Consider the following 20,342-nt stretch of genomic DNA (forward strand, 5'->3'; position numbering starts at 1 on the left):
CGGGCTTGACCCGGGATCCCGCTTTTTTTGGGGGGCGCCGGCAGTTTCGGCATCAAGCGGGACCCCGGATCAAGTCCGGGGTGACGAAAAAGGGGAACGGCAACTAACGCGCACGTCGGTCCTTGCTGACAGCGCGGCTTTCCGCTGCTAACGGGCCGCCATGACAACTCCGCTTTCGCATATCCGCAACTTCTCCATCATCGCGCACATCGATCATGGCAAGTCGACGCTCGCCGACCGGCTGATCCAGTTCACCGGCGGACTGACCGCGCGCGAGATGTCGGCGCAAGTCCTTGATAATATGGACATCGAAAAGGAGCGCGGGATCACGATCAAGGCGCAGACGGTGCGCCTGAAATATACCGCGAAGGACGGCGAGACCTATGAGCTCAACCTGATGGACACGCCGGGCCACGTCGACTTCGCTTATGAGGTGTCACGGTCGCTCGCGGCGTGCGAGGGCGCTTTGCTCGTCGTCGACGCCGCGCAGGGGGTGGAGGCGCAGACGCTCGCCAACGTCTATCAGTCGATCGAGCATGATCATGAGATCGTGCCGGTGATCAACAAGATCGACCTGCCCGCGGCCGACGTCGACAAGGTGAAGGCCGAGATCGAGGATATCATCGGCCTGCCCGCCGACGAGGCGGTGCTCGCCTCCGCGAAGGCCGGTATCGGGATCGAGGAAGCGCTCGAAGCGATCGTCACGAAAATTCCGCCGCCGAAGGGCGACGTTGCGGCGCCCTTGCTCGCGATGCTCGTCGACAGCTGGTACGATCCCTATCTGGGCGTCGTCATCCTTGTCCGCGTCGTCGACGGCGTGCTGAAAAAAGGCCAGCAGATCAAGTTCATGCAGGCGGGCACCACCCACCTCATCGACCGCGTCGGCTGTTTCACGCCGAAGCGCGAGGAACTGACCGAGATCGGCGCCGGCGAGATCGGCTTCATCACCGCGCAGATCAAGGACGTCGCGCAGGCGCGCGTTGGCGACACGGTCACCGACGCCAAGAAACCCGCCGCGGCGCCGCTGCCGGGGTTCAAGGAAGTCCAGCCGGTCGTGTTCTGCGGCCTGTTTCCGACCGATGCCAACGACTTCGAAAAGCTGCGCGAGAGTATCCAGAAGCTCCGCCTCAACGATGCGTCGTTCAGTTTCGAGATGGAAAGCTCGGCGGCGCTCGGCTTCGGCTTCCGCTGCGGTTTCCTCGGCCTGCTCCATCTGGAGATCATTCAGGAGCGGCTGACCCGCGAATATGACCTCGACCTGATCACCACCGCGCCGTCGGTGGTGTACAAGCTGAAGCTCGGCCACACCAAGAATGAGGCGGCGAAGGAGATTGAACTCCACAACCCCGCCGACATGCCCGATCCGAACCGCATCGACGAGATTCAGGAGCCGTGGATCGAGGCGGTGATTTACGTTCCCGACGACTATCTCGGCCCGATCCTGAAGCTGTGTCAGGACCGCCGCGGGGTACAGAAGAATCTGACCTATGTGGGCGGGCGTGCGCAGATCACCTATGAACTGCCGCTCAACGAAGTGGTGTTCGATTTCTATGACCGGCTGAAGAGCATCAGCCGCGGTTACGCCAGCTTCGACTATCACCAGATCGGCCACCGCCCCGGCGACCTTGTCAAGATGAGCATCCTCGTCAACAACGAGCCGGTCGACGCGCTCTCGATGATCGTCCACCGCGGCTCGGCGGAAAGCCGCGGCCGCGGGATGTGCGAGCGGCTGAAGGACCTGATCCCGCGCCATATGTTCAAGATCCCGATCCAGGCCGCGATCGGCGGCAAGGTGATCGCCCGCGAAACCATCGCCGCGCTGCGCAAGGACGTGACCGCCAAATGCTATGGCGGCGACGCAACCCGCAAGAAAAAGCTGCTGGAAAAGCAGAAGGAAGGCAAAAAGCGGATGCGCGAATATGGCAATGTGAATATTCCGCAGGAAGCCTTCATCGCGGCGCTGCGCATGGGCGACGACGCCTGACCCCGATCCTCATTCTGGTCCCTCCCGCCGCCGCGGTCCACACGCGGTGACGGGAGGGTGGGGTGTGGACCCGGTGCTGCAGAAGATCGCTCCGCCTCCACGCCAATGCGATTAGCAGGCGCGGCGCGCAGCGGTGGTGATCGCGATCACAGCGCTGCGGCACGCACGAAAAAGGGCGCCGCGGACAAGCCTGCGGCGCCCCGCTTCCGGCCCCTCGGGCGAGGGGTGGAAGGTTATTTCTTCGCGGGCGGCGGCGGGGCCTGCGTGTCGCCGATGCCGCTTTCCGACGGAGCGATCTCGCCATTGTCGTCCATGGCGTTGGCCTTTTCCTCGCCCTTTTCCTCGACGACGTCAGCCTTGTTTTCCATGGCTTCCTTCGCCGGGCCGGCGGGCATCGCGTCTGCCTGATCGTCGATGGCGTCGGCCTGGGCCTCCGCCTGATCTTCGACCTTGTCGGCCGCCGGGCTCTGGCACGCGCCGAGCGCGAGGGCTGAGGTGGCGGCGAGGGCGATAACAAACTTGCGCATATCGAGTGACTCCCAAAGTTGACTCGGGGGCTTAACGCGGGGTGAACGCCAGAGTTGCAATATATTTGTCATTCGCACCCAAGCGCCGCAATTTTCACGATGGAATTTAGTGGGTTAGCGGGATAGAAAGCGGGGCACACACAAAAAGAGGGCGCCGGGGCGCCCTCTTCGATCGTTCGTCGCGTCTTGCCGCGTCAGAAGCGCTGCTGGCGCTCATAGAGGTCGCGGTAGTGCTGGATGCGCGTCACGCGCAGTCCGGGCATGCCGCTGCGGTCGATCGACCGCTGCCAGCTCGCGAATTCCTCGAGCGTCAGGCCGTAACGCTCGCAGGCTTCATCGACGGTCAGGAGACCGCCGTTGACCGCCGCGACGACCTCGGCCTTGCGGCGGACGACCCAGCGCGTGGTGGTGGGCGGCGGCAGCGAGTCGAGCGTCAGCGGCTCCCCAAGGGGGCCGATGACCTGTGCGGGCCGGATTTTCTGGTTTTCAATCATGTTCATTCCATCGTTTCAACGTCGGGGGGGATCGGGTTGACCGACGCCGACCGTTGTGGAGCAGAGGGATTCAACATCGGCTGAAATCCTCTGGTAAACAGGTTGTTCATAGTTTCGGGCAAGGCGTTCACATCATGCGACAGATCGAAGAATCGAACGGGTCGTGATGCATTTCGTTCCTCGGTCGCTGTCGCCGCACCCAGATAATGGCGGAGCGCGCCAAGCATCGCGGTGTGCGATTCGCGATTCGATCGCGTCCGCAGCATCCGCACCGTCGGCAGCATCGCCTGGCGCGCGCTCGAAACGGCCAAGATGATGTCGAAACCGGGGTTCGACAGGCTGGAAGCACCCGTAAGGCGCGGAAGATCGGACGGGGCGATGTTCATGCGACTCGTATTAGCGAAGACCAGCTAAGGTCCAGTAAATGCCCATTTCAGAGCTTGTTAGCGAAGCTTAACCCCCGTCAACATTTTGACAGGCGCGGCGGAAAAGCTGGCATTTTTGCGTCCGCATCCCTAGATGGCGCGGATCATGGCCACGGTAATTTCCCCTCCCGGACTTGTTCAGGGCGACTTTCAGCTCGGCGCGCCGCTCAAGGATCGGCGAATCGTCGTCGCGATGTCGGGCGGGGTCGATTCGAGCGTCGTCGCCGCGCTGGCAGCGCGATCGGGCGCCGAGGTGATCGGCGTCACGTTGCAGCTGTACGACCATGGCGCAAAGGCGAAGCGCGTCGGCGCCTGCTGCGCGGGGCAGGATATTCGCGACGCGCGCGCGGTCGCCGACCGGCTGGGCTTCGCACACCATGTCCACGATCATGAAAGCCGCTTTCGCGACACGGTGATCGACCAGTTTGCCGACGAATATCTGGCGGGACGGACGCCGATCCCATGCGTCCGCTGCAATATGGGGGTGAAGTTCACCGACTTGTTCCAGCTTGCGAAGGACCTGGGTGCCGATTGCCTCGCGACCGGCCATTATGTCCGGCGCGTGATGGGGCCTGCGGGGGCCGAACTGCACCGCGCGGTCGACCCGGCGCGCGACCAGAGCTATTTCCTGTTCGCGACGACGCAGGAACAGCTGGATTTCCTGCGCTTCCCCCTGGGCGGGCTGGAAAAGAGCGTGGTGCGCGAGATCGCCCGCGAGCTGGGGCTGGGCGTCGCCGCCAAGCCCGACAGCCAGGACATCTGCTTCGTTCCCGACGGCGATTATGCGACGCTGGTACGCAAACTGCGTCCCGATGCCGACGACCAGGGCGAGATCGTCCATGTCGACGGGACGGTGCTGGGCGCCCACAGGGGGCTGATCCATTATACCGTCGGCCAGCGGCGCGGGATCGACATCGGCGGGCAGGCCGAGCCGCTCTATGTCGTGCGGCTCGACGCCGCAGCGAAGCAGGTCGTGGTCGGCCCGCGGCGCGCGCTTGCGGTGTCGGGCGCGCAGCTTGGCGAGGCCAATTGGCTTGGCGATGTCGAGGGCCGCGACGTGCTGGCGAAGGTGCGCAGCATGGCGCGGCCGGTGCCGGCGCGCGTCGCGGGCGACAGGCTGATTTTCGCGGCGCCCGAATATGGCGTCGCGCCGGGGCAGGCGGCGGTGCTCTATGATGCCGCCGACGAAAGCCGGGTGCTCGGCGGCGGGTGGATCGAGGCGACCTTCGCGGCGGAATAGATTGAACTTTCGTCCCCGATGCCGCAGCCTGCGGACAGATTGGGGAGAAGAATGATGGTCAATTGGGTCTTGCGCGGTGCCGTCCTGCTGTGGGCGCTGTTTTTCGTCATCGTCGGGGCGCGGGGGCTGCTCGATCCCGCCAGCTATACCGAAACATTCGGCATATTGGTCGAGGGCCCCGCGACCAACACGATCCGTGCCGACCTGTCGGCCTTTTTCCTCGTCGCGGCGGGCGCCGCGGCGCTCGGCGCACTGGTGCCGGGCTGGCTGCGCGCGCTGCTCGTGCCCGCCGCGCTTTACGGGACCGCGCTCGTCGGCCGCTTGTTCGGCGTGGCGAGCGGCGATCCGGTCAATACGGGCATTATCCAGGCGATGATCATCGAGGCGCTGACCGTCGCGTTGATGATCGGCAGCTGGTGGGTGCTGTCGCGGCCGCAAGCTGCCGCTGGATCGGGTGAGGCATCAGTGGATACGGTGCATTGAGCTGTCTGCGGGCGGGGTTGTGAAAGCGACCGGTTTCGGCCGGGAGCGGACGCACAGTCTTTAGCCCCTCCCCTTTAGGGGAGGGGTTGGGGTGGGAGCTCGAAACCTTGCGCAAGGCCGATGGCCCCCACCCCCAACCCCTCCCCTGAAGGCGAGGGGCTTGATTAAACAAACGTCCGCTCACCACCCCAAAGCCGTCGCCTCCGCAATGGGGCCATCCCGGCGACCGCTTGTCTTTTCCAAGATAATATGAGCTATTGGCAGCAAGTCGCACCTGATTTCCTTTGGAGAGCGAGGGAGCGTTTATGGCCGACGACGACAAGCGAGGCGGTCCGGACCGGCGGTCGGAAGACCGGCGCGCCGCCCAGGATCCCGATTACAAGGGCGGCGAACGCCGCAAGGCCGATCGCCGATCGGGCAAGGATCGCCGTTCGTCCTGAGTTTGCCATGAAAGAAGGCAGGCCGGTCCTGCTGTTCGAAAGGATTTGCCGTGACCGAACCGCGCGTGCCGCGCCTCAGCGTCGATATCATATCCGACGTCATGTGTCCCTGGTGCATCATCGGCTGGCTGAAGTTCGAACAGGTGATGGCGCATTTCGCGGGCCGGCTGGACTTCCGCGTCCAATGGCACCCGTTCGAACTCAATCCCGACATGCCGCGCGAGGGTGAGGATGCGGCCAGCCATGTGATGCGCAAATATGGCATCAGCGCCGAGCAGAGCCGCGCGAACAGCGGACGGATGGCGGCGATCGCCGAGGAACTGGGTTTCACCTTCAACCGCGGGCCCGGGTTCCGGATGCGCAATAGTTTTGACGCCCATCGGCTGCTCAGTTGGGCGGGCGCGCTCGAGGAACCCGAACAACAGAGTGCGACGGGCGTCCAGACCGCCTTGAAGCTTGGCCTGTTTCGCGCGCACTTCACGGACAATCGCGATGTCGGGGATCATGCCGTGCTGGCCGATGTCGCGGCATCGGTCGGGCTCGACGGTGCGCGGGCTGCCGCCATTCTGGCGAACGGCGAGTTCGGCGAGATGGTGCGGACCGAGGAAGCCTATTGGGCCGACCAGAATATCACCGGCGTGCCCGCCTTCATCCTTGGCGGCCGGATGCTGATTCCCGGCGCCCAGGATCCCGAGGCCTTCATTCGGGTCATCGAGAATAAGGTTCTCGCCGCCGCCGGTTGAGGAACCGCAGGCGCAGCGGGGGCGTTTTCCGGTCATCCCCAACCGCCCGCGCGCGCGTTCCGTCCGGCGGGCCCAGAGATGGAGCCGGTCATGGCCGATACCCCGCGCAAACCCGAATCAGAAGCCCCGGAGGCGCTCAACCGCGAACAGCAGGACGAAGAGGCGCAAGCGCAAACCGTTGCCGAGGCAGCGCGCCGCGAGCGCCGGCTGGAAGACAGCGACAAGGTCAAGAGCGGCGACGAAAGCGACGATGCGCAGGACCTGGTCGACCATATGCGCCAGATGGAGCGATCGGGGCGGATCGACATGGACGCGTATCGCGGCGAGCGCAGCGACGACGATGAGGATGGCGAACTGGGCGAAGGCGGTATCGAAGACGACGAACCCCGCGGCGCGCCGTGAGAGCATGGAGTGGCCTGGCGGTTGTCGGCCGGCAGCGGGCATTCTCTTCTTCGTCACCCCGGGCTTGATTCTGGGTCCATGACTTCAGCGCCGCTGGGGATCCCGGATCAAGTCCGGGGCGACGAAGGCAGAAGACGGTAACATCCGCTCTTTCCGTCCCAACGCATATGCCGCGGGGCGATCTTTTGACGATATGACGGCCGTTCATTCGCCTCAATCGGATATGCCTCAATCGGATATGGTGCCGTCGCGGACGCGTTTCGCGGGCTTGTGCGCCATAGCGGAGGCGCCTCGCCGGGATTTTGCTCACCCCGCCATGGCAGGTTGCCGACATGGTTCGTCGTCCACCCTATCCGTACAACCGGTACCCGCGCGTCCGTCATCCGTATCGCCGTCCCGGCAAAACGCGCTTCGCGCTTTGGCTGTTCGTGGCGATGGCGGGCGGCTTTGCGGGAACGCTGGTCGCCTTGCAGGCCACCCAGGGCCCGCAGGCGCGCGGGGCCGGGGCGTCTGTTCTCAGCGGTGCGGTCGCAGTGGCCGCGCCCGACCAGTTCCGTGCGCGCTTTGGCTTTTGCCACGGCGGGGGCGGGCAAAACTGCGTCGTCGACGGCGATACTTTCCGGTTCGCGGGCGAGACATACCGGATTGCGGATATCGACACCCCTGAAACGCATCCGCCGCGGTGCGCCGAAGAGGCGGCGCTGGGTCAAGCCGCGACCGAACGGCTGCGGGGCCTGCTGAACGAGGGCGCGTTCAGCCTCGATGCAATCGACCGTGACACCGATGTGCACGGGCGCAAGCTGCGTATCGTGACGCGTGACGGGACAAGCGTCGGCGAGCGGCTGGTGGACGAGGGGCTGGCGCGGCGGTGGGTGGGGCGCCGCAGCCCATGGTGCTAGGTTGTATCGACATTCAGCCCATGGCGGCCTGCAAATGACGATTTTCCGTGCTTCCGGTGCTCACCTACTGCAGTACGCTGCGCTCCGGATCACGAAAAATCGCCATTTTCGGCTCACCCTGAACCGAATGTCGATACAACCTAAGGGTCCTGACCCTAATCCTCGCCCGGTGTTCCCCACAGCGCCTCGTGCACGGTGCCGCGCCCGAGCGACGGTTGGAAGATGAAGGCATATAGATAGACCGAAAGCGCGAGGCTGATCAGCGTCAGTCCGCCGACCGGCTGGACGAGACCGACGAGCGCGCCGATGGCGGCGGCGAGCGACAGGAGCGTCAGTCTTTTATGCGCCTTTACATCATGGCTCTGGCGGTCGGGGCGGCGCCCGACGATCGACAGCGCCACGCGCGCGATCGGCGGCAGTGCGAAGGCGAGCGCCATCCAGATCCAGTGATCGGCCGTGTCGCCAGCGTCGAACAAACGCCCGACGAGCCCCGTCGGCGCGCCGCCGAAGACGCCGATCGCGGCCATGATCGCGGCCATCGCCAGCGTTTCGAGCAGATCGACCGTCGCCTCGGGTGCAAAATAGCGCGGCTTGCCGTCGATGCCGGGAAAGGCGGCGATCGCGCCTTCGCCATATTGGGCGCCGAAATAGAGCAGCATCAGCATCGCGGCCCAGACGTGAAGCGTGTCGGGAAAGGGCGCAGTCAGCGAACCGTAAAGGAAACTGCCGAGAAAGCCCGGATAGATCAGGCTGTAGACATAAGTCGGCAGCCGCATCGGGCGTCAGCGCCGGCCGGGCGGGATGTCGGCTTCAGCCGCCGCTTCGGCTTCGGCGGCCGCCGCTTCGGCCTCAGCCGCCATCGCTTCGTCGGCATCCACGGCTTCCTGGTCGGTTTCGCCGGGCGCCATTTCGGGCAATTCGTCGCGCAGCGGCGCGTCCGGTCCGGCGAGCTGGCGGTCGATGTCGGCGGCGAGCAGCTGCGCGACCGGATCGTCGCCGCGCGCGCGCCATTCGTCGCGGCGGGCGGAGAGCGCCCGGATGCGCTGATCCTCGGGCAGATCGGCGATCTCGACATAGAAGCGGACGAGTTGCAGCCAGGGTGCCTCGTCGGTCAGCACATCCTCGGCCCAGCGGCTGAACGGGCTGCCAACAGGCCGCCAGCTGCCGTCGCTATGATCAAGGAAGAAGAGCACGCGGGACCCCCGCGGGAAGGCATAGCGATTGCAGGCGCCGGCAAGGCTTTGCGGATGCGCATCCTTGAGCTCATAGGGATTGCTGAGCAAAAATTCGGCGTCGGTCGCGATCATCGCGGGCAGAGCGACCGGCTCGGTGGGCCATTCGCCTTTGAGCGCTTCGACCGGCTGGACCCGGATCATCATCTCGTCGCTATTGCCGGATTCGGGATCGCCGTCCTCGACGATGCCGAGAAGAATCACGTCGGCCCGCTGGACGAGTTCGATATTGGTCGGCACGCGATAACCCGGGACGACCGAGCAGGCGAGGGCGGGAAGCGGCGCGGCGGCGAGCACGAGCGCGGCGAGGGGCAGGAGCGTGCGCATAAGGGGAAGCTAGCGCGTCGGCGGGCGATTGAAAAGCGGCGCGGCTTTCGGGCAGCTCGTCGGCCGGAGGGAGCCAAGGCCGATTTGGTGCGTATGGTGGCTATCGTCCTCGCAGGCTTGCTGCGGAACGCCAAGGAGAATGACCATGGCTGAACATGACCATAGCGCGATCAAGGAACATATGAACGTCGTCGGCGCCGATGGCGTCCATCTGGGCACCGTCGACCATCTCGACGGCGAACGGATCAAGCTGACCAAGTCGGACAGTCCGCAATCGGAAGACGGGCAGGGCGGCAAGCATCATTACCTGCCTGCCGGCCTGGTGGCGTCGGTCGACGGCGACACGGTGCGCCTGTCGGCGACCGCGGCGAATGCGGCCGAACTGTTCGAGGAAGCCGAATAACCGCGCCTTCGCGACGCTGAAGCGATAACCAGAGGGCCGGCCGCGCAATCCGGCGCCCCGGCACCGAAACTGGCCCGCCCCGACGCCCCGGGGCGGGCCATTTTATGCGGGCATAGGAGCTCGCCGCGCCCCGGGAGGCCTATTGGTGATTTTTCAACGCCCCGCGGCTATGAGGGCGGGCGATGGGAGCCGAGGGGACAAGGAACAGACCGCGCGGGGCGCGGGGCGGCGTGCTGCAGCTTGCCGCCGCGACGCTGCTGTTCGCCGCCGGCTATGCCATCGCCAACCGCTATCAGCTGACGCACAATGTCCTTTACCGTATCGCGGCGGGCGACATGGAAAGCGCGGTGCGCGCGATGCTGTTCCTTGGCGTGCAGGCGGCGATCCTGTTCGCGGCGCTGGTCCTGCTGCCGGGGCGCTGGGCGGCGCTGCTGCTCGTGCTTGCGGGGGCGTCGATCCTCGTCAACCATGGCTATAGCGGGATCGTCGGCGAGCCCGTCGATGGCGGGACGCTGGCGTGGATGATCGCCGAAACCGGGCAGGCGGGCAACGCGGCGGGCCAGTTTACCGCGCCCTTGCTGCTCGCCGGGGCGCAGGCGGCGGCGGCGCTGACGCTGTTCGCCGCAGCGCGCTGGCTGGTACGCAGCCTTGCGGCGCCGCGATGGGGGCGCGGGATCGCGGCTGGCGTGGCGGCGATGCTGCTCCTGCCCGCAACCCTCTATCGCCACGCCGATGTGTGGCCCGAAGCGGCCGAGCGCAATATCCCGGGACTCGGCTGGGACCTGATGACCGCGCCGCCGCCGCCGCCGCGCGCCGCGCCCGAACTTAGCTCCGACCCGGCGGCGAAGACGCCGCGGCACATCGTGTGGCTGATCGACGAGAGCGTCGCCGCGGCGCCGTTTGCGCGGCTGATCGCGCCCCGGCTTGCCGGCGTGCCGCACCTCGATTTCGGGGTCGCCGCGGCGATGGGGCAATGCAGCGCGCCGGCGCAGGTCGCGCTGCGTTCGGGGGTCGACGTGCGCCGCGCCTCGCCCGCGATCGACCTGCGCCGCACACCGTCGATCTGGGCCTATGCGAAGCGCGCGGGGTATCGCACGGTGCTGATCGACGGGCAGACGGCCGGCGCGCCGCAGAATCTGCTGCTGGAGCCCGAACGCGCGCTGATCGACGATTTCCGGCCGATGCCGGGCGGGATCGACACCGACCGGACGATCGCCGACGCGGTGAATGCGGCGATGAAGGACGATGCGAAAAGCTTTACCCTCGTCGTGCTGCGCGGGGTGCATTTCCAGTATCGCGATCATTATCCGGCGGGCGCGATCCCCGCGGACAGCCCGGTCGCGCTGCAGTATGACACCGCGCTCGGCTGGTCGAAGGCGCGTTTTTTCGAGCGGCTGCTGGGGGGGGTCGACCGCGACGCGGTGGCAATCGTCTATACGTCCGACCATGGGCAGAATCTGACCCCCGGCGCATTGCCGCATTGCAGCCGCGAGGCGGTGCGCGACGAGTTTCGCATTCCGCTGCTCGCCTTCCTGCCCGACGCGCTTGCGGCGCGCTATGCCGCCGCGCCGCGCCGCGGGCATTCGGCGAGCCAGATCTTTCCCGCGACGCTGGGCTGGATGGGCTATGATCCGGCCAAGGCGGCGGCGCTGTACGACAACGACCTCGATCGACCGACGGCGCGCTATGTGTGGTTCGGGCGCACCGTGATCCCGATGGGCAGCGATACGCATGTGACGCTGGCCGGGGGACCCGATTTTCCCGGCAATTAGAGCGTCATGTCATCACGCTCCAGCCGCGTCAGTGCGGCTTGGGGACGGCCGGCTTGTTCGCGATCAGCTTGTTCAGCGTCGTGATACGCTGGCGCGCGCTGGTCCAGTCGCGTTCGGGATGCGCCTGAATCTGGTCCAGAAGGACGCGAACCTCCTGGCGGCGCTCGCTTTCGGTTACGGCCTGCATCGGCTTTCTCCTTTCGCGGGGCAGCATAGCATGGCTGCGCCGAGTCGCCCGATCGGTTCGCCGCCTGCCGGGCGCGGTCCGCCTTATGGCGCGGTGGGCGCGCCGCGGCGGCTGGCGCTGCGCCGCGGCGATGCCTATGTACGCCGCGATGTTGCATGCGGTTTCCAGACAGATTGTGATCGGCCGGCTGAAGACGAAGCCGCTGCTCGCGGGGCAATTGCTGTGCGCGCTCGCCGCGGCGGGGCTGGCGGTGCGGCAGGTCCATGGCGCGTGGGACGGCGGCGCGGGCGAGGCGGTGCGCGCGCTGCTGTTCGGCAATCTGCTGGTGACCGCGGGGATCGCGGCGGCGTTGCTTGGTTTTGCCGCCTTTTTTCGCGCCTGGCGTTGGCGCGATGCCTTTATCTGGCACGACGGCGCGCGGCTGTACCGTGGCGGCGGGCAAAGCTGGCCGCTGCCGCTGATCCGCGACGTGGTGATCGTGAAGAGCGAGCTGGGCATCACGTCGCTGCGGCTGGTCGTTGACGACGATAGCGAGGTGACGCGCGAACTGGTGAAGCTGTATCTGCTCGAAGATTCGCCCGAGGCGGTGCGCGGCGGGGTGATGTTCGCGGTGGGACGGACGGAGGGCGCGACGGTTTCGGCATCGGTGCATTGAAGGGAGGGGTGGCGGGACCGGCGCAGGGGCGCCGGGCGATAGGACCGTTATGGCGGTAAAAGCCCGCGGCGTTTCCGGCGCGCGGTGATAAGCCTGTGGCGCTCGCCGGACCAGGCGGCGCAAGGGGGGATTGTCGATGGAATATGCGAAGTGGGCGGCGCTGGCTGGCGCCTCATTGGCATTGGCTTTGGCGGGATGCGCGCCTGGCAAGGATCCGCCGCGGAGCGCAGGAATGAAGCCGCCCCCGCTGGTTCCCGTCGCGGCGATCGTCAACGCACTGAAGTGCGAGCTGGCCGAAACCTTTGCGAACCGGAACTTCGGCCGCGACTTGCTGAAAACCGACCCGCAGGGCAACGCCACGATCGACGTCACGCTGTCGCTGGGCAATGTGACGGCGAAGGGGCGGAGCGGCGAGGCGGGGCTGGAAGTGGCGCCGCTGGGCATTACGCTGGGCCCATCGGGATCGCGCGGCCGTACGGTGACCGCGACCGATTCGATCGAATTTGAATTCAGCTATGCGGCCAGCGACGGACGCGCGGTCCCGGCCTTTTGTACCGCGCTGGAGAGCAGCGCCAAGGCGGGCCGCGGCGCCGGCACGCCACCTGTCACCGTCGTGGAGGGCGATCCGTTTGTCACCCTGCTCAACGGGATCAAGGCCGAATATGACAAGGTCAAACCGGGCGAGCCCAAGGTAAGCTTCGGCCCGCTCAGCTACACCTCGGCCTTCGAGATCGAGCGGAGCGAAGAATTTGGCGCCGAAGTCGCGTTTCTGGTGTTCAAGATCGGCGGCAAGCAATCGAAAACCACGACGATATCGCAGGAAGTGACGCTGAAGTTCGACATCTCCAAATTGCCGCCGCTGATTCCGCCCGGTTGATCCCCGGGGCAGTGGGCCGGTTTTGGCCTGGGGGCGGCGCGTTCAGCCCTGCGACCTTCGTCACTCCGGACCTGACCCGGCATCGAAGCAAGATTGCGGTCAAGCGCAATCGGGGATTGTTGCACCTGCCATTGTAATTCCCGGTGCGCGGCGCGGTGATGTTTGCGGTCGCTGGCGTGCGCGGGTTTCCGATGGAGTCGGTGGTGAATTGAGGCTGGCGACCGCGACCCTATAATTTGAAGATATTGTCCCGATGCCATGCAAGAAAGCTCGGATGGGGGCGGAGCGCCGGGTCGCGCGGTGCGATCGCCTTGCGGTCGGGCCGGAGCAGCCGGTCGAGGCTTTCGGTATCGTTGACGTGCCGCGAGACGAGGACCGAGAGGTCGTCGGCCAAGGAAATCAGGCCACGGTCGAACATCCAATGCGCGGTGCCCGAGAGCGCGAGGCCGTTGTTGACGCTGTCGGGACCATTTTGCGCCACCGGGCGAATATGCGCCGCGGCGACTTCGGCGCGGCCGCCGCCGTTGATGAATTTGAGGCCGGTCATTGCGCAGCGCTTGTCGTAAGCGGCGAGCACGGCAGTACGGAAGACGCGGTCGCGAACGATGCGCGACGTCAGGCTTTCGGTGCGGACGCGCTCCTGCTCGAAGCGGAAGGGACGCTGGGTATCGTGAAGCGAGGGCGGCAATGGGGCGGCGGGATCACTAACGCGCGGCAGAGCACTTTCGTCGTCGCCGAGGCCAAGGTCGATGATGCGAACAAAGTCGCGCTGGCTGAGCGGGCGTACGGCCGCTTGCGCATTGGCCAGATCGCTTTCGACAAGCGCGCCATCGATCGTTCGCGGGACATTATGTGCGAAGTCGAGATAGGTGTCGGGTTTGATCAGCGCGAGATAATGGCCTTCGCGCGTGGGATCGGGAACGATCTTCTCGACCCAGGCGACGGCGTAGAAGCCCCGGCCGCCGGCCTTTACCGGTTCATAATAGACCGCCCAATCGCCTTCGAACTGGCTGGCGCGTGACAGATAGGCCTTGGGGAATTGATATTGCCGATAGGGCTCGTCGGCATAATGCGTGTCGCGGCGATGGACGAAGACCCCGGGCATGGGGTGGGGTTAGCCGATGAGCCTTGGCTAGGCGACGGCTAATTGGGGATTGTTGCACCTGTCATCGTAATTCGGTCATCGTAATTCGAATTGAGGGGCCTCGCATCAGGCTCCGCCGAGCGCGAATTGATCGGCAAAAGGATCGGAAGGTCACAAAGGTCACACCACATACCCCTCTTCCTACCCTCTCTCGTGCATCGGACGCGATCGGCGATCCTTGCGCCGCTTTTTCAGCACCGCGATCCGGTCGTAAACGGCAGGATCATGGCCGTGCGCGTCGAGCGCGGTGGCGGGGGTCGGTTCGGGCGAGGGGATGGGGGTGATTTGGCTCATCCGGCAGTTTGGAGCATAGCCGAATAATGTAGGACAGCGGTTTTTGGGGTGGGGGGTGCGAAATAGGATTTGGGGGTATGCGGGGTGGGAATTTGGGGGCGTTGCACCTGTCAACGCAATCTTCCGCCGTAATCCCAATTTAATAATGCCTCGAAAATTAAGGCGTAATCAATGCCACGTTTGGAAAGTAGGTTCCTAGTTTCCCAGGATCTCTTGTAAGAACGGGGACGCCATCCACATCTGCCTGAGCTCCGATGTAGAAATCTGGAAGAACATTCAGTTTAGTTCCAAGGTTTTGGCGATACTGGGCGTATGCTTTTCCAGCGCGAAAGAGCGCTTGATCAGAATAACCGCAGCGGGAAAAGGATAGAGTTTCCAAAACTTCGTTTGCTTGGTCTTCGGTTTCCATCGATATCGAAAATTCACTGTATACTGCGTCGGAAACTAGAATTGGGCCCACCGCTTTCGCTTTCTCTACAGCTGCCGTGCTCCATGCATGATGTTGAGAATCGGGCTCGAGAAGATCGATCAAGACATTTGTATCTACATAGGTCGTCATTCGCCCCTCGTTATCTTCATGAGCTCGTCACTCGAAATGGCTGGCTTTATACCCTTTGCTTTAAGGGAGCTTAGAGCTTGTTCTGTCTGATGCTTTATATAGCTTTCGACATCGAAATCATCCAAATCCTCCGTATCAAAAACTTCAAATCCGGCAGCGTAGCGGGCCAAAATCTTGCAGGCGCTAGGTAGGGAGTTTTTTGCTCCTGGATTTGTCGGATGAAAGACACCGACGATGCTCTTCTCTGGTGGAGCATTGCTTAAATGATTTGGAACCAGAACTTTTTCTCGATCTAGTATTCGGTCTTCAGAAAATCTGATACGCCCGCCGCAGGCGGAATATAGGTTGGTGAAATAGGTCGTAGCAATATCTTTTGCTATGCTACGTTTCCCTCCGATCTGGCTAAAGCCCATTCTCATCAAATATCCGATGAGAGCTGCATCGGCGAGCTGCCCAGTACCAATCTGATCGGGTTCCACCGTTCGGTCCAAAGTTAGAAAAAGGGCACTAAGCCACCAGCGCTCAGGCTTTGGAGAACTGTAATCCGATATTCTTCCTACCCGATATAAATAGTTCAGATTCGTGGCGAGCTTCCGGGACGTTTTTCCAACGTAGCGGCTGTCGCTTGAAACGAATTTTTCAATATCGTTGGCCGATATTCTTTTACTTTCCCAATTGAAATCTTTATTCACTCGATCGGCAATGTAGTGAAATGCCCATAGGGCTGGTCGGTCTTGATAGGATGCGGCGCGCTTCCAACGGCCAACTTTACTTAGGTTGAAAGCAAAGAGAGCAAGCCTATCGAAATGCGCACTATGCCGAGATGTAACCGCCTGAAAAGCCAGTTCATCAAACACAACGAAATCTACTCCGTTACGGACCTGATTATATAAGAAGAAATTGAGAGGTATGTAATCAGGTCTACCCGAAGCCGAAACGCGTTGTCGAAAAACCGCTCGAGGGACATCTGATATCTCGTTATCGAATCCGAGGCGGATGATATCATAGAGTTCTTTGAGGCCTTGGTTACTTCGGCCCCAGCTAAAGTTTTTCGTGAAACTACCTGGGTGCCACTCTTCCATGGACTATCTTGATCCAGTTCTCTTCTTCTCGCTTATGCTATTATGAGCATAAGTTTTCCAGCCAATATCGTAAATCTCGGCTTGATTACCCCAAGCTTCCCAGCCGGGTCGTCCGCCTCGCGCAAAAAGCTCCAATCTCGGGCCAGGGCTACAGGCCTCTATAATGTCATAAAGTTCGTCAGGTTTGCGGCTGTGTTCGCGCTTTCTTGTAGCAAGAAAGTTAACTTGGCTCCGACCGGGTGGCAAGGTTCTGGCGCCCTTCCCTCGAACGCCAAACAAAATGACTTCGGTCACGTTCCTAAAATAGAATCCCACGCCTCTTCCATCAGGGCCGCCATCCTTCCGGATTTTATGCCAGATCAGATTTGTTTTATACTGATATCCCCATGCGTTCATTACCTCCATTCCTTCGCTAAGAAGCGCGTTTGGAACCCAGAGGTATAAATGGGAAGGTCTTGCGGCGACCTCGACGACTGGAAGAGCTTTGATTTCTTCCAGATCCATGGTGCCGTAACGGCTTAACCTATGGTGCTCAGGAGCCATCTTTCCAGTTCGGTTGGCGAAACGCCAAGGCGGGTCGGCCAAAATGGTTCCGAATTCTCTGCCTTCAAACTCCGTGGCAAAATCTTTGACAGCTTTAAGGCTCACGGCTTGATACCCCTAAATGTTATCATCAAACTGAAAACCCGCCCGAGTTCCGCCGGTTCGAGCTCGCCGCCAGCACCTTCTTGCCCGTCGGGGTCAGTGCCCACTTCGCGCCTTGCTGGACCACGAGGCCCAGCGTGACGAGTTCGTCGCGGACGGCATCGGTGGGGAGTTGGGGGCGGCGGTTTGAGAGGCCCTCCAGCGTCGAACGCTGCGGCTGGCTGAGGATCAGGAGTTTGGGTTTTTTCTCTTCGGTCATTTTGGCCTCTGACTTCTTGTTTTGTATTGCGGGGCGGCGTTGTTGCCCTCCCCGCGGCGACTAGGGAGCTTCGCTCCCAAGTCGCGCTGCCACCTCCCCATGCCTGCGGGAGGGGTTTTGGTGGTCGCTTATTCGGCGGCGATGCCGGCTTTTGCAAACATATCCTCGCCGTCGCTCTCGGCATCGGCGATCGTCGCGCTGTCGTCGTTCGCCTTGGCCTTCTTGCGGTTGTCGAAGCTGGACCAGACATTGTTCCACTCGCCGCGCGTCGCGCCCTTGCTGTACTCGGTCGCGCGGGTTTCGAAGAAGTTGGCGTGCTCGACGCCGTTGAGCAGCGGGGCGAGCCAGGGGAGGGGGTGTTCGTCGATCATGTAGATCGGCTGGAAGCCGAGCTGCCCCAGGCGCCAGTCGGCGATGTAGCGGATGTAGCGCTTGATTTCCTTCGGCGTCATGCCGGGGACGGGGCCCTGTTCGAACGCGAGGTCGATGAACGCATCCTCGAGCCGCACCGTTTTCTGGCAGGTGTCGATGATATCTTCCTTCACCGCCTTGGTCAGGCAGCCGCGTTCCTTGGTGAAGGTGTGGAACAGCTTGATGATGCCTTCGCAGTGGAGGCTTTCGTCGCGGATCGACCAGCTGACGATCTGGCCCATGCCCTTCATCTTGTTGAAGCGCGGGAAGTTCATCAGCATCGCGAAGCTGGCGAAGAGCTGCAAGCCTTCGGTAAAGCCGCCGAACATCGCGAGCGTACGCGCGATATCCTCGTCATTCTCGACCCCGAAGGTGCCCATATAGTCGTGCTTGGCGCGCATCTCGTCATATTCGAGGAACATGCCATATTCGCTTTCGGGCATGCCGATGGTGTCGAGCAGGTGGCTGTATGCCGCGATGTGCACCGTTTCCATGTTGCTGAACGCGGTCAGCATCATCTTGATCTCGGTCGGCTTGAACACGCTGCCGTATTTTTCGTGGTAGCAATCCTGCACCTCGATATCGGCCTGGGTGAAGAAGCGGAAAATCTGGGTGAGCAGGTTGCGTTCATGGTCGCTGATCTTTTGCGCCCAGTCGCGGCAATCCTCGCCCAGCGGCACTTCCTCGGGCACCCAGTGGATCTGCTGCTGGCGCTTCCAGAAATCGAACGCCCAGGGATATTCGAAGGGCTTGTAGGTCTTGCGGGCTTCCAGAAGGGGCATGGCGGGCTATCCTCGATATCGGTTCGTGTGCCCCGGCGAAAGCCGGGGTCCGGTGGGATGTTGCGTACTACGCGCTGGGCCCCGGCTTTCGCCGGGGTTCACGCGACGGGAGCGTTACTGGCAGGCCAGGCACTCGTCATAGTCGGTGGTCTCGGCCGACAGTTCGAACTTCGCGGCCTCGGGCGTATTGTCGGCCTCGACCCCGCCCGCGAAGCCGGCGCGCTGGACCGATTTCGAGCGGAGATAATAGAGCGATTTGATGCCGAGTTCCCACGCGCGGTAGTGGAGCATGAGCAGGTCCCACTTTTCGACGTCGGCGGGGATGAACAGGTTCAGCGACGCCGCCTGGTCGATGTACGGCGTGCGGTCGGCGGCGAGTTCGAGCAGCCAGCGCTGGTCGATCTCGAAGCTGGTCTTGTAGCAGTCCTTCTCGTCCTGCGTCAGGAAGTCGAGGTGCTGGACGCTGCCGCCCTTCTCCAGGATCGAGTTCCAGATATTGTCGCTGTTCTTCGCCTTGTCGACGAGCAGCGCCTCGAGATGCGGGTTGCGGATCGAGAAGCTGCCCGAGAGCGTCTTGTGGGTGTAGATATTCGCCGGGATCGGTTCGATGCACGCGCTGGTGCCGCCGCAGATGATGCTGATCGACGCGGTCGGCGCGATCGCCATCTTGCAGCTGAAGCGCTCCATCACGCCCTGATCGGCGGCATCGGGGCAGGGGCCGCGCTCGTTGGCGAGCAGCATCGACGCCTGATCGACCTGCGCGCGGATATGCTTGAAGATGCGCAGGTTCGACGATTTCGCCATCGCGCCTTCGAACGGCAGGCCGCGCGCCTGGAGGAAGCTGTGGAAGCCCATGACGCCGAGGCCGACCGAGCGTTCGCGCGACGCGCTGTACTTGGCGCGTGCCATTTCGGGCGGGGCGCGGTCGATATAGTCCTGCAGGACATTGTCGAGCATGCGCATCACGTCTTCGATGAACTGCTTGTCGCCGTTCCACTCGTCCCAGGTTTCGAGGTTGAGCGACGAGAGGCAGCAGACCGCGGTGCGATCATTGCCGAGATGGTCGCGGCCGGTCGGCAGGGTGATTTCCGAGCAGAGGTTCGAGGTCGAGACCTTGAGGCCGAGGTCGCGGTGATGCTTGGGCATCATGCGGTTCACCTGGTCGATGAAGATGATGTAGGGCTCACCGGTCGCGAGGCGCGTTTCGACGAGCTTCTGGAACAGCGAGCGGGCGTCGACCGAACCGCGGACGCTCTGGTCCTTCGGCGAGCGGAGGTTGAATTCGCTGCCGTCGCGGACGGCTTCCATGAACTCGTCGGTGATGAGGACGCCGTGGTGGAGGTTGAGCGCCTTGCGGTTGAAGTCGCCCGAGGGTTTGCGGATTTCGAGGAATTCCTCGATCTCCGGGTGGCTGATGTCGAGATAGCAGGCGGCCGAGCCGCGGCGGAGGCTGCCCTGCGAGATGGCGAGGGTCAGGCTGTCCATCACGCGGACGAAGGGGATGATGCCGCTGGTCTTGCCATTGAGGCCGACCGGCTCGCCGATGCCGCGCACGCTGCCCCAATAGGTGCCGATGCCGCCGCCGCGCGAGGCGAGCCAGACATTCTCGTTCCACGTCTCGACAATGCCTTCGAGGCTGTCGGGGACCGAGTTCAGATAGCAGCTGATCGGCAGGCCGCGGCCGGTGCCGCCGTTCGAGAGCACCGGGGTGGCAGGCATGAACCACAGGCGCGAAATATAGTCGTAAAGGCGCTGGGCGTGATCCTGATCGTCGGCATAGGCCGACGCGACGCGCGCGAAGAGATCCTGGTAGGATTCGCCGGGGAGGAGGTAACGGTCCTCAAGCGTTTCCTTGCCGAAGTCGGTGAGCAGCGCGTCGCGGCCGCGGTCGGTGACGATATCGAACCGGCGCGCATGGACCGCGGGCTGGCCGCTGTCATTGAGCTTTGCCGCGGGCGCCGAAGCGGATTTCGATTCGCCAGCCGATTCGGTTGCTGCCGGAGCGTCATTCTTCGTCAGTTCCACTGTCGCCACGTCGCTCGTCTCCACTCGTTCGCTTTCCCGAAAATCCATCTT

25 protein-coding genes are annotated in these 20,342 nt (G+C 63.3%); 11 read left to right on the forward strand and 14 right to left on the reverse strand.

Features of this window, described 5'->3' with window-relative positions:
• The first annotated feature begins 160 nt into the window (after positions 1-160).
• Positions 161-1,984, forward strand: coding sequence for a translation elongation factor 4 (lepA, locus tag FHR22_RS00610; protein ID WP_166937883.1), 1,824 nt, complete (start codon positions 161-163; stop codon positions 1,982-1,984).
• 233 nt (positions 1,985-2,217) lie between these two features.
• Here the strand turns inward: lepA and FHR22_RS00615 are convergent, their stop codons facing one another.
• The 3 genes from FHR22_RS00615 to FHR22_RS00625 all read right to left on the reverse strand — a co-directional run bounded on the left by FHR22_RS00615 (position 2,218) and on the right by FHR22_RS00625 (position 3,391).
• Positions 2,218-2,511, reverse strand: a complete 294-nt coding sequence (locus tag FHR22_RS00615; RefSeq protein WP_166937885.1) for a hypothetical protein — start codon at positions 2,509-2,511, stop codon at positions 2,218-2,220.
• A gap of 194 nt (positions 2,512-2,705) precedes the next feature.
• Positions 2,706-3,005 (reverse strand): CtrA inhibitor SciP, encoded by a 300-nt coding sequence (gene sciP, locus FHR22_RS00620; RefSeq protein ID WP_166940582.1) that lies wholly within the window; start codon positions 3,003-3,005, stop codon positions 2,706-2,708.
• Between the two features lie 2 nt (positions 3,006-3,007).
• Entirely contained in the window at positions 3,008-3,391 is a 384-nt protein-coding gene (locus FHR22_RS00625; RefSeq protein WP_166937886.1) for a hypothetical protein, read from the reverse strand.
• A 145-nt stretch (positions 3,392-3,536) separates the two neighbouring features.
• Between FHR22_RS00625 and mnmA the strand changes: the two genes are divergently transcribed.
• From mnmA to FHR22_RS00650, 6 genes are all read left to right on the forward strand, one after another.
• Entirely contained in the window at positions 3,537-4,670 is a 1,134-nt protein-coding gene (mnmA, locus tag FHR22_RS00630; RefSeq protein ID WP_166937888.1) for a tRNA 2-thiouridine(34) synthase MnmA, read from the forward strand.
• A gap of 51 nt (positions 4,671-4,721) precedes the next feature.
• On the forward strand, positions 4,722-5,153 hold the full coding sequence (locus FHR22_RS00635) for a hypothetical protein (protein ID WP_243853399.1): 432 nt from the start codon (positions 4,722-4,724) through the stop codon (positions 5,151-5,153).
• 305 nt (positions 5,154-5,458) lie between these two features.
• Positions 5,459-5,593, forward strand: a complete 135-nt coding sequence (locus tag FHR22_RS22475) for a hypothetical protein (RefSeq protein ID WP_279588388.1) — start codon at positions 5,459-5,461, stop codon at positions 5,591-5,593.
• A gap of 50 nt (positions 5,594-5,643) precedes the next feature.
• Complete coding sequence (locus FHR22_RS00640) at positions 5,644-6,336, forward strand: DsbA family protein (RefSeq protein ID WP_166937890.1); 693 nt, start codon at positions 5,644-5,646, stop codon at positions 6,334-6,336.
• 90 nt (positions 6,337-6,426) lie between these two features.
• Positions 6,427-6,738 (forward strand): hypothetical protein, encoded by a 312-nt coding sequence (locus tag FHR22_RS00645; RefSeq protein ID WP_166937892.1) that lies wholly within the window; start codon positions 6,427-6,429, stop codon positions 6,736-6,738.
• A 332-nt stretch (positions 6,739-7,070) separates the two neighbouring features.
• A complete protein-coding gene (locus tag FHR22_RS00650) occupies positions 7,071-7,637 on the forward strand; it encodes a thermonuclease family protein (RefSeq protein ID WP_166937894.1) in 567 nt (188 codons plus the stop codon).
• Positions 7,638-7,792: 155 nt separating this feature from the next.
• Here the strand turns inward: FHR22_RS00650 and FHR22_RS00655 are convergent, their stop codons facing one another.
• Together FHR22_RS00655 and FHR22_RS00660 are read right to left on the reverse strand one after the other, a co-directional pair.
• The gene (locus FHR22_RS00655) at positions 7,793-8,413 is read right to left on the reverse strand and encodes a hypothetical protein (protein WP_166937896.1); all 621 of its coding nucleotides are present in this window, start codon (positions 8,411-8,413) and stop codon (positions 7,793-7,795) included.
• Between the two features lie 6 nt (positions 8,414-8,419).
• A complete protein-coding gene (locus FHR22_RS00660; RefSeq protein ID WP_166937898.1) occupies positions 8,420-9,196 on the reverse strand; it encodes a hypothetical protein in 777 nt (258 codons plus the stop codon).
• Positions 9,197-9,341: 145 nt separating this feature from the next.
• On the opposite strand from FHR22_RS00660, the gene FHR22_RS00665 reads away from it, so the two are divergent.
• Both FHR22_RS00665 and FHR22_RS00670 read left to right on the forward strand, forming a co-directional pair.
• Entirely contained in the window at positions 9,342-9,599 is a 258-nt protein-coding gene (locus FHR22_RS00665) for a DUF2171 domain-containing protein (protein ID WP_166937900.1), read from the forward strand.
• Between the two features lie 230 nt (positions 9,600-9,829).
• Entirely contained in the window at positions 9,830-11,371 is a 1,542-nt protein-coding gene (locus tag FHR22_RS00670; protein WP_166937902.1) for a sulfatase-like hydrolase/transferase, read from the forward strand.
• A 28-nt stretch (positions 11,372-11,399) separates the two neighbouring features.
• Here the strand turns inward: FHR22_RS00670 and FHR22_RS00675 are convergent, their stop codons facing one another.
• Positions 11,400-11,558 carry a hypothetical protein gene (locus FHR22_RS00675; RefSeq protein ID WP_166937904.1) on the reverse strand — a complete coding sequence of 53 codons (159 nt, stop codon included), beginning with the start codon at positions 11,556-11,558 and terminating at the stop codon, positions 11,400-11,402.
• An 85-nt stretch (positions 11,559-11,643) separates the two neighbouring features.
• Here FHR22_RS00675 and FHR22_RS00680 point away from each other — a divergent pair, with 85 nt between their 5' ends.
• Together FHR22_RS00680 and FHR22_RS00685 are read left to right on the forward strand one after the other, a co-directional pair.
• Entirely contained in the window at positions 11,644-12,213 is a 570-nt protein-coding gene (locus FHR22_RS00680; protein ID WP_243853400.1) for a hypothetical protein, read from the forward strand.
• Positions 12,214-12,445: 232 nt separating this feature from the next.
• Positions 12,446-13,090, forward strand: a complete 645-nt coding sequence (locus FHR22_RS00685; RefSeq protein ID WP_166937906.1) for a hypothetical protein — start codon at positions 12,446-12,448, stop codon at positions 13,088-13,090.
• 229 nt (positions 13,091-13,319) lie between these two features.
• Here the strand turns inward: FHR22_RS00685 and FHR22_RS00690 are convergent, their stop codons facing one another.
• The 8 genes from FHR22_RS00690 to FHR22_RS00725 form a co-directional block, all read right to left on the reverse strand.
• On the reverse strand, positions 13,320-14,195 hold the full coding sequence (locus FHR22_RS00690; protein ID WP_166937908.1) for an HNH endonuclease: 876 nt from the start codon (positions 14,193-14,195) through the stop codon (positions 13,320-13,322).
• Positions 14,196-14,375: 180 nt separating this feature from the next.
• Positions 14,376-14,528, reverse strand: coding sequence for a hypothetical protein (locus FHR22_RS00695; protein ID WP_166937909.1), 153 nt, complete (start codon positions 14,526-14,528; stop codon positions 14,376-14,378).
• 157 nt (positions 14,529-14,685) lie between these two features.
• Positions 14,686-15,087 carry a type II toxin-antitoxin system VapC family toxin gene (locus FHR22_RS00700; protein ID WP_166937911.1) on the reverse strand — a complete coding sequence of 134 codons (402 nt, stop codon included), beginning with the start codon at positions 15,085-15,087 and terminating at the stop codon, positions 14,686-14,688.
• Positions 15,084-16,169: a hypothetical protein gene (locus FHR22_RS00705; protein ID WP_166937913.1), complete on the reverse strand. Its 1,086-nt coding sequence runs from the start codon at positions 16,167-16,169 to the stop codon at positions 15,084-15,086. Before FHR22_RS00705 ends, FHR22_RS00700 begins: the two co-directional genes overlap by 4 nt.
• Before the next feature lie 3 nt (positions 16,170-16,172).
• On the reverse strand, positions 16,173-16,817 hold the full coding sequence (locus tag FHR22_RS00710) for an MT-A70 family methyltransferase (RefSeq protein ID WP_166937915.1): 645 nt from the start codon (positions 16,815-16,817) through the stop codon (positions 16,173-16,175).
• A gap of 25 nt (positions 16,818-16,842) precedes the next feature.
• Positions 16,843-17,073, reverse strand: coding sequence for a hypothetical protein (locus tag FHR22_RS00715; RefSeq protein WP_166937917.1), 231 nt, complete (start codon positions 17,071-17,073; stop codon positions 16,843-16,845).
• Positions 17,074-17,201: 128 nt separating this feature from the next.
• Positions 17,202-18,266: a ribonucleotide-diphosphate reductase subunit beta gene (locus FHR22_RS00720; protein ID WP_166937919.1), complete on the reverse strand. Its 1,065-nt coding sequence runs from the start codon at positions 18,264-18,266 to the stop codon at positions 17,202-17,204.
• A 114-nt stretch (positions 18,267-18,380) separates the two neighbouring features.
• Positions 18,381-20,339: a ribonucleoside-diphosphate reductase subunit alpha gene (locus FHR22_RS00725; protein ID WP_166937921.1), complete on the reverse strand. Its 1,959-nt coding sequence runs from the start codon at positions 20,337-20,339 to the stop codon at positions 18,381-18,383.
• Positions 20,340-20,342: the final 3 nt, after the last annotated feature.

This window comes from Sphingopyxis panaciterrae (genome assembly GCF_011762125.1).
Classification (GTDB): domain Bacteria; phylum Pseudomonadota; class Alphaproteobacteria; order Sphingomonadales; family Sphingomonadaceae; genus Sphingopyxis; species Sphingopyxis panaciterrae.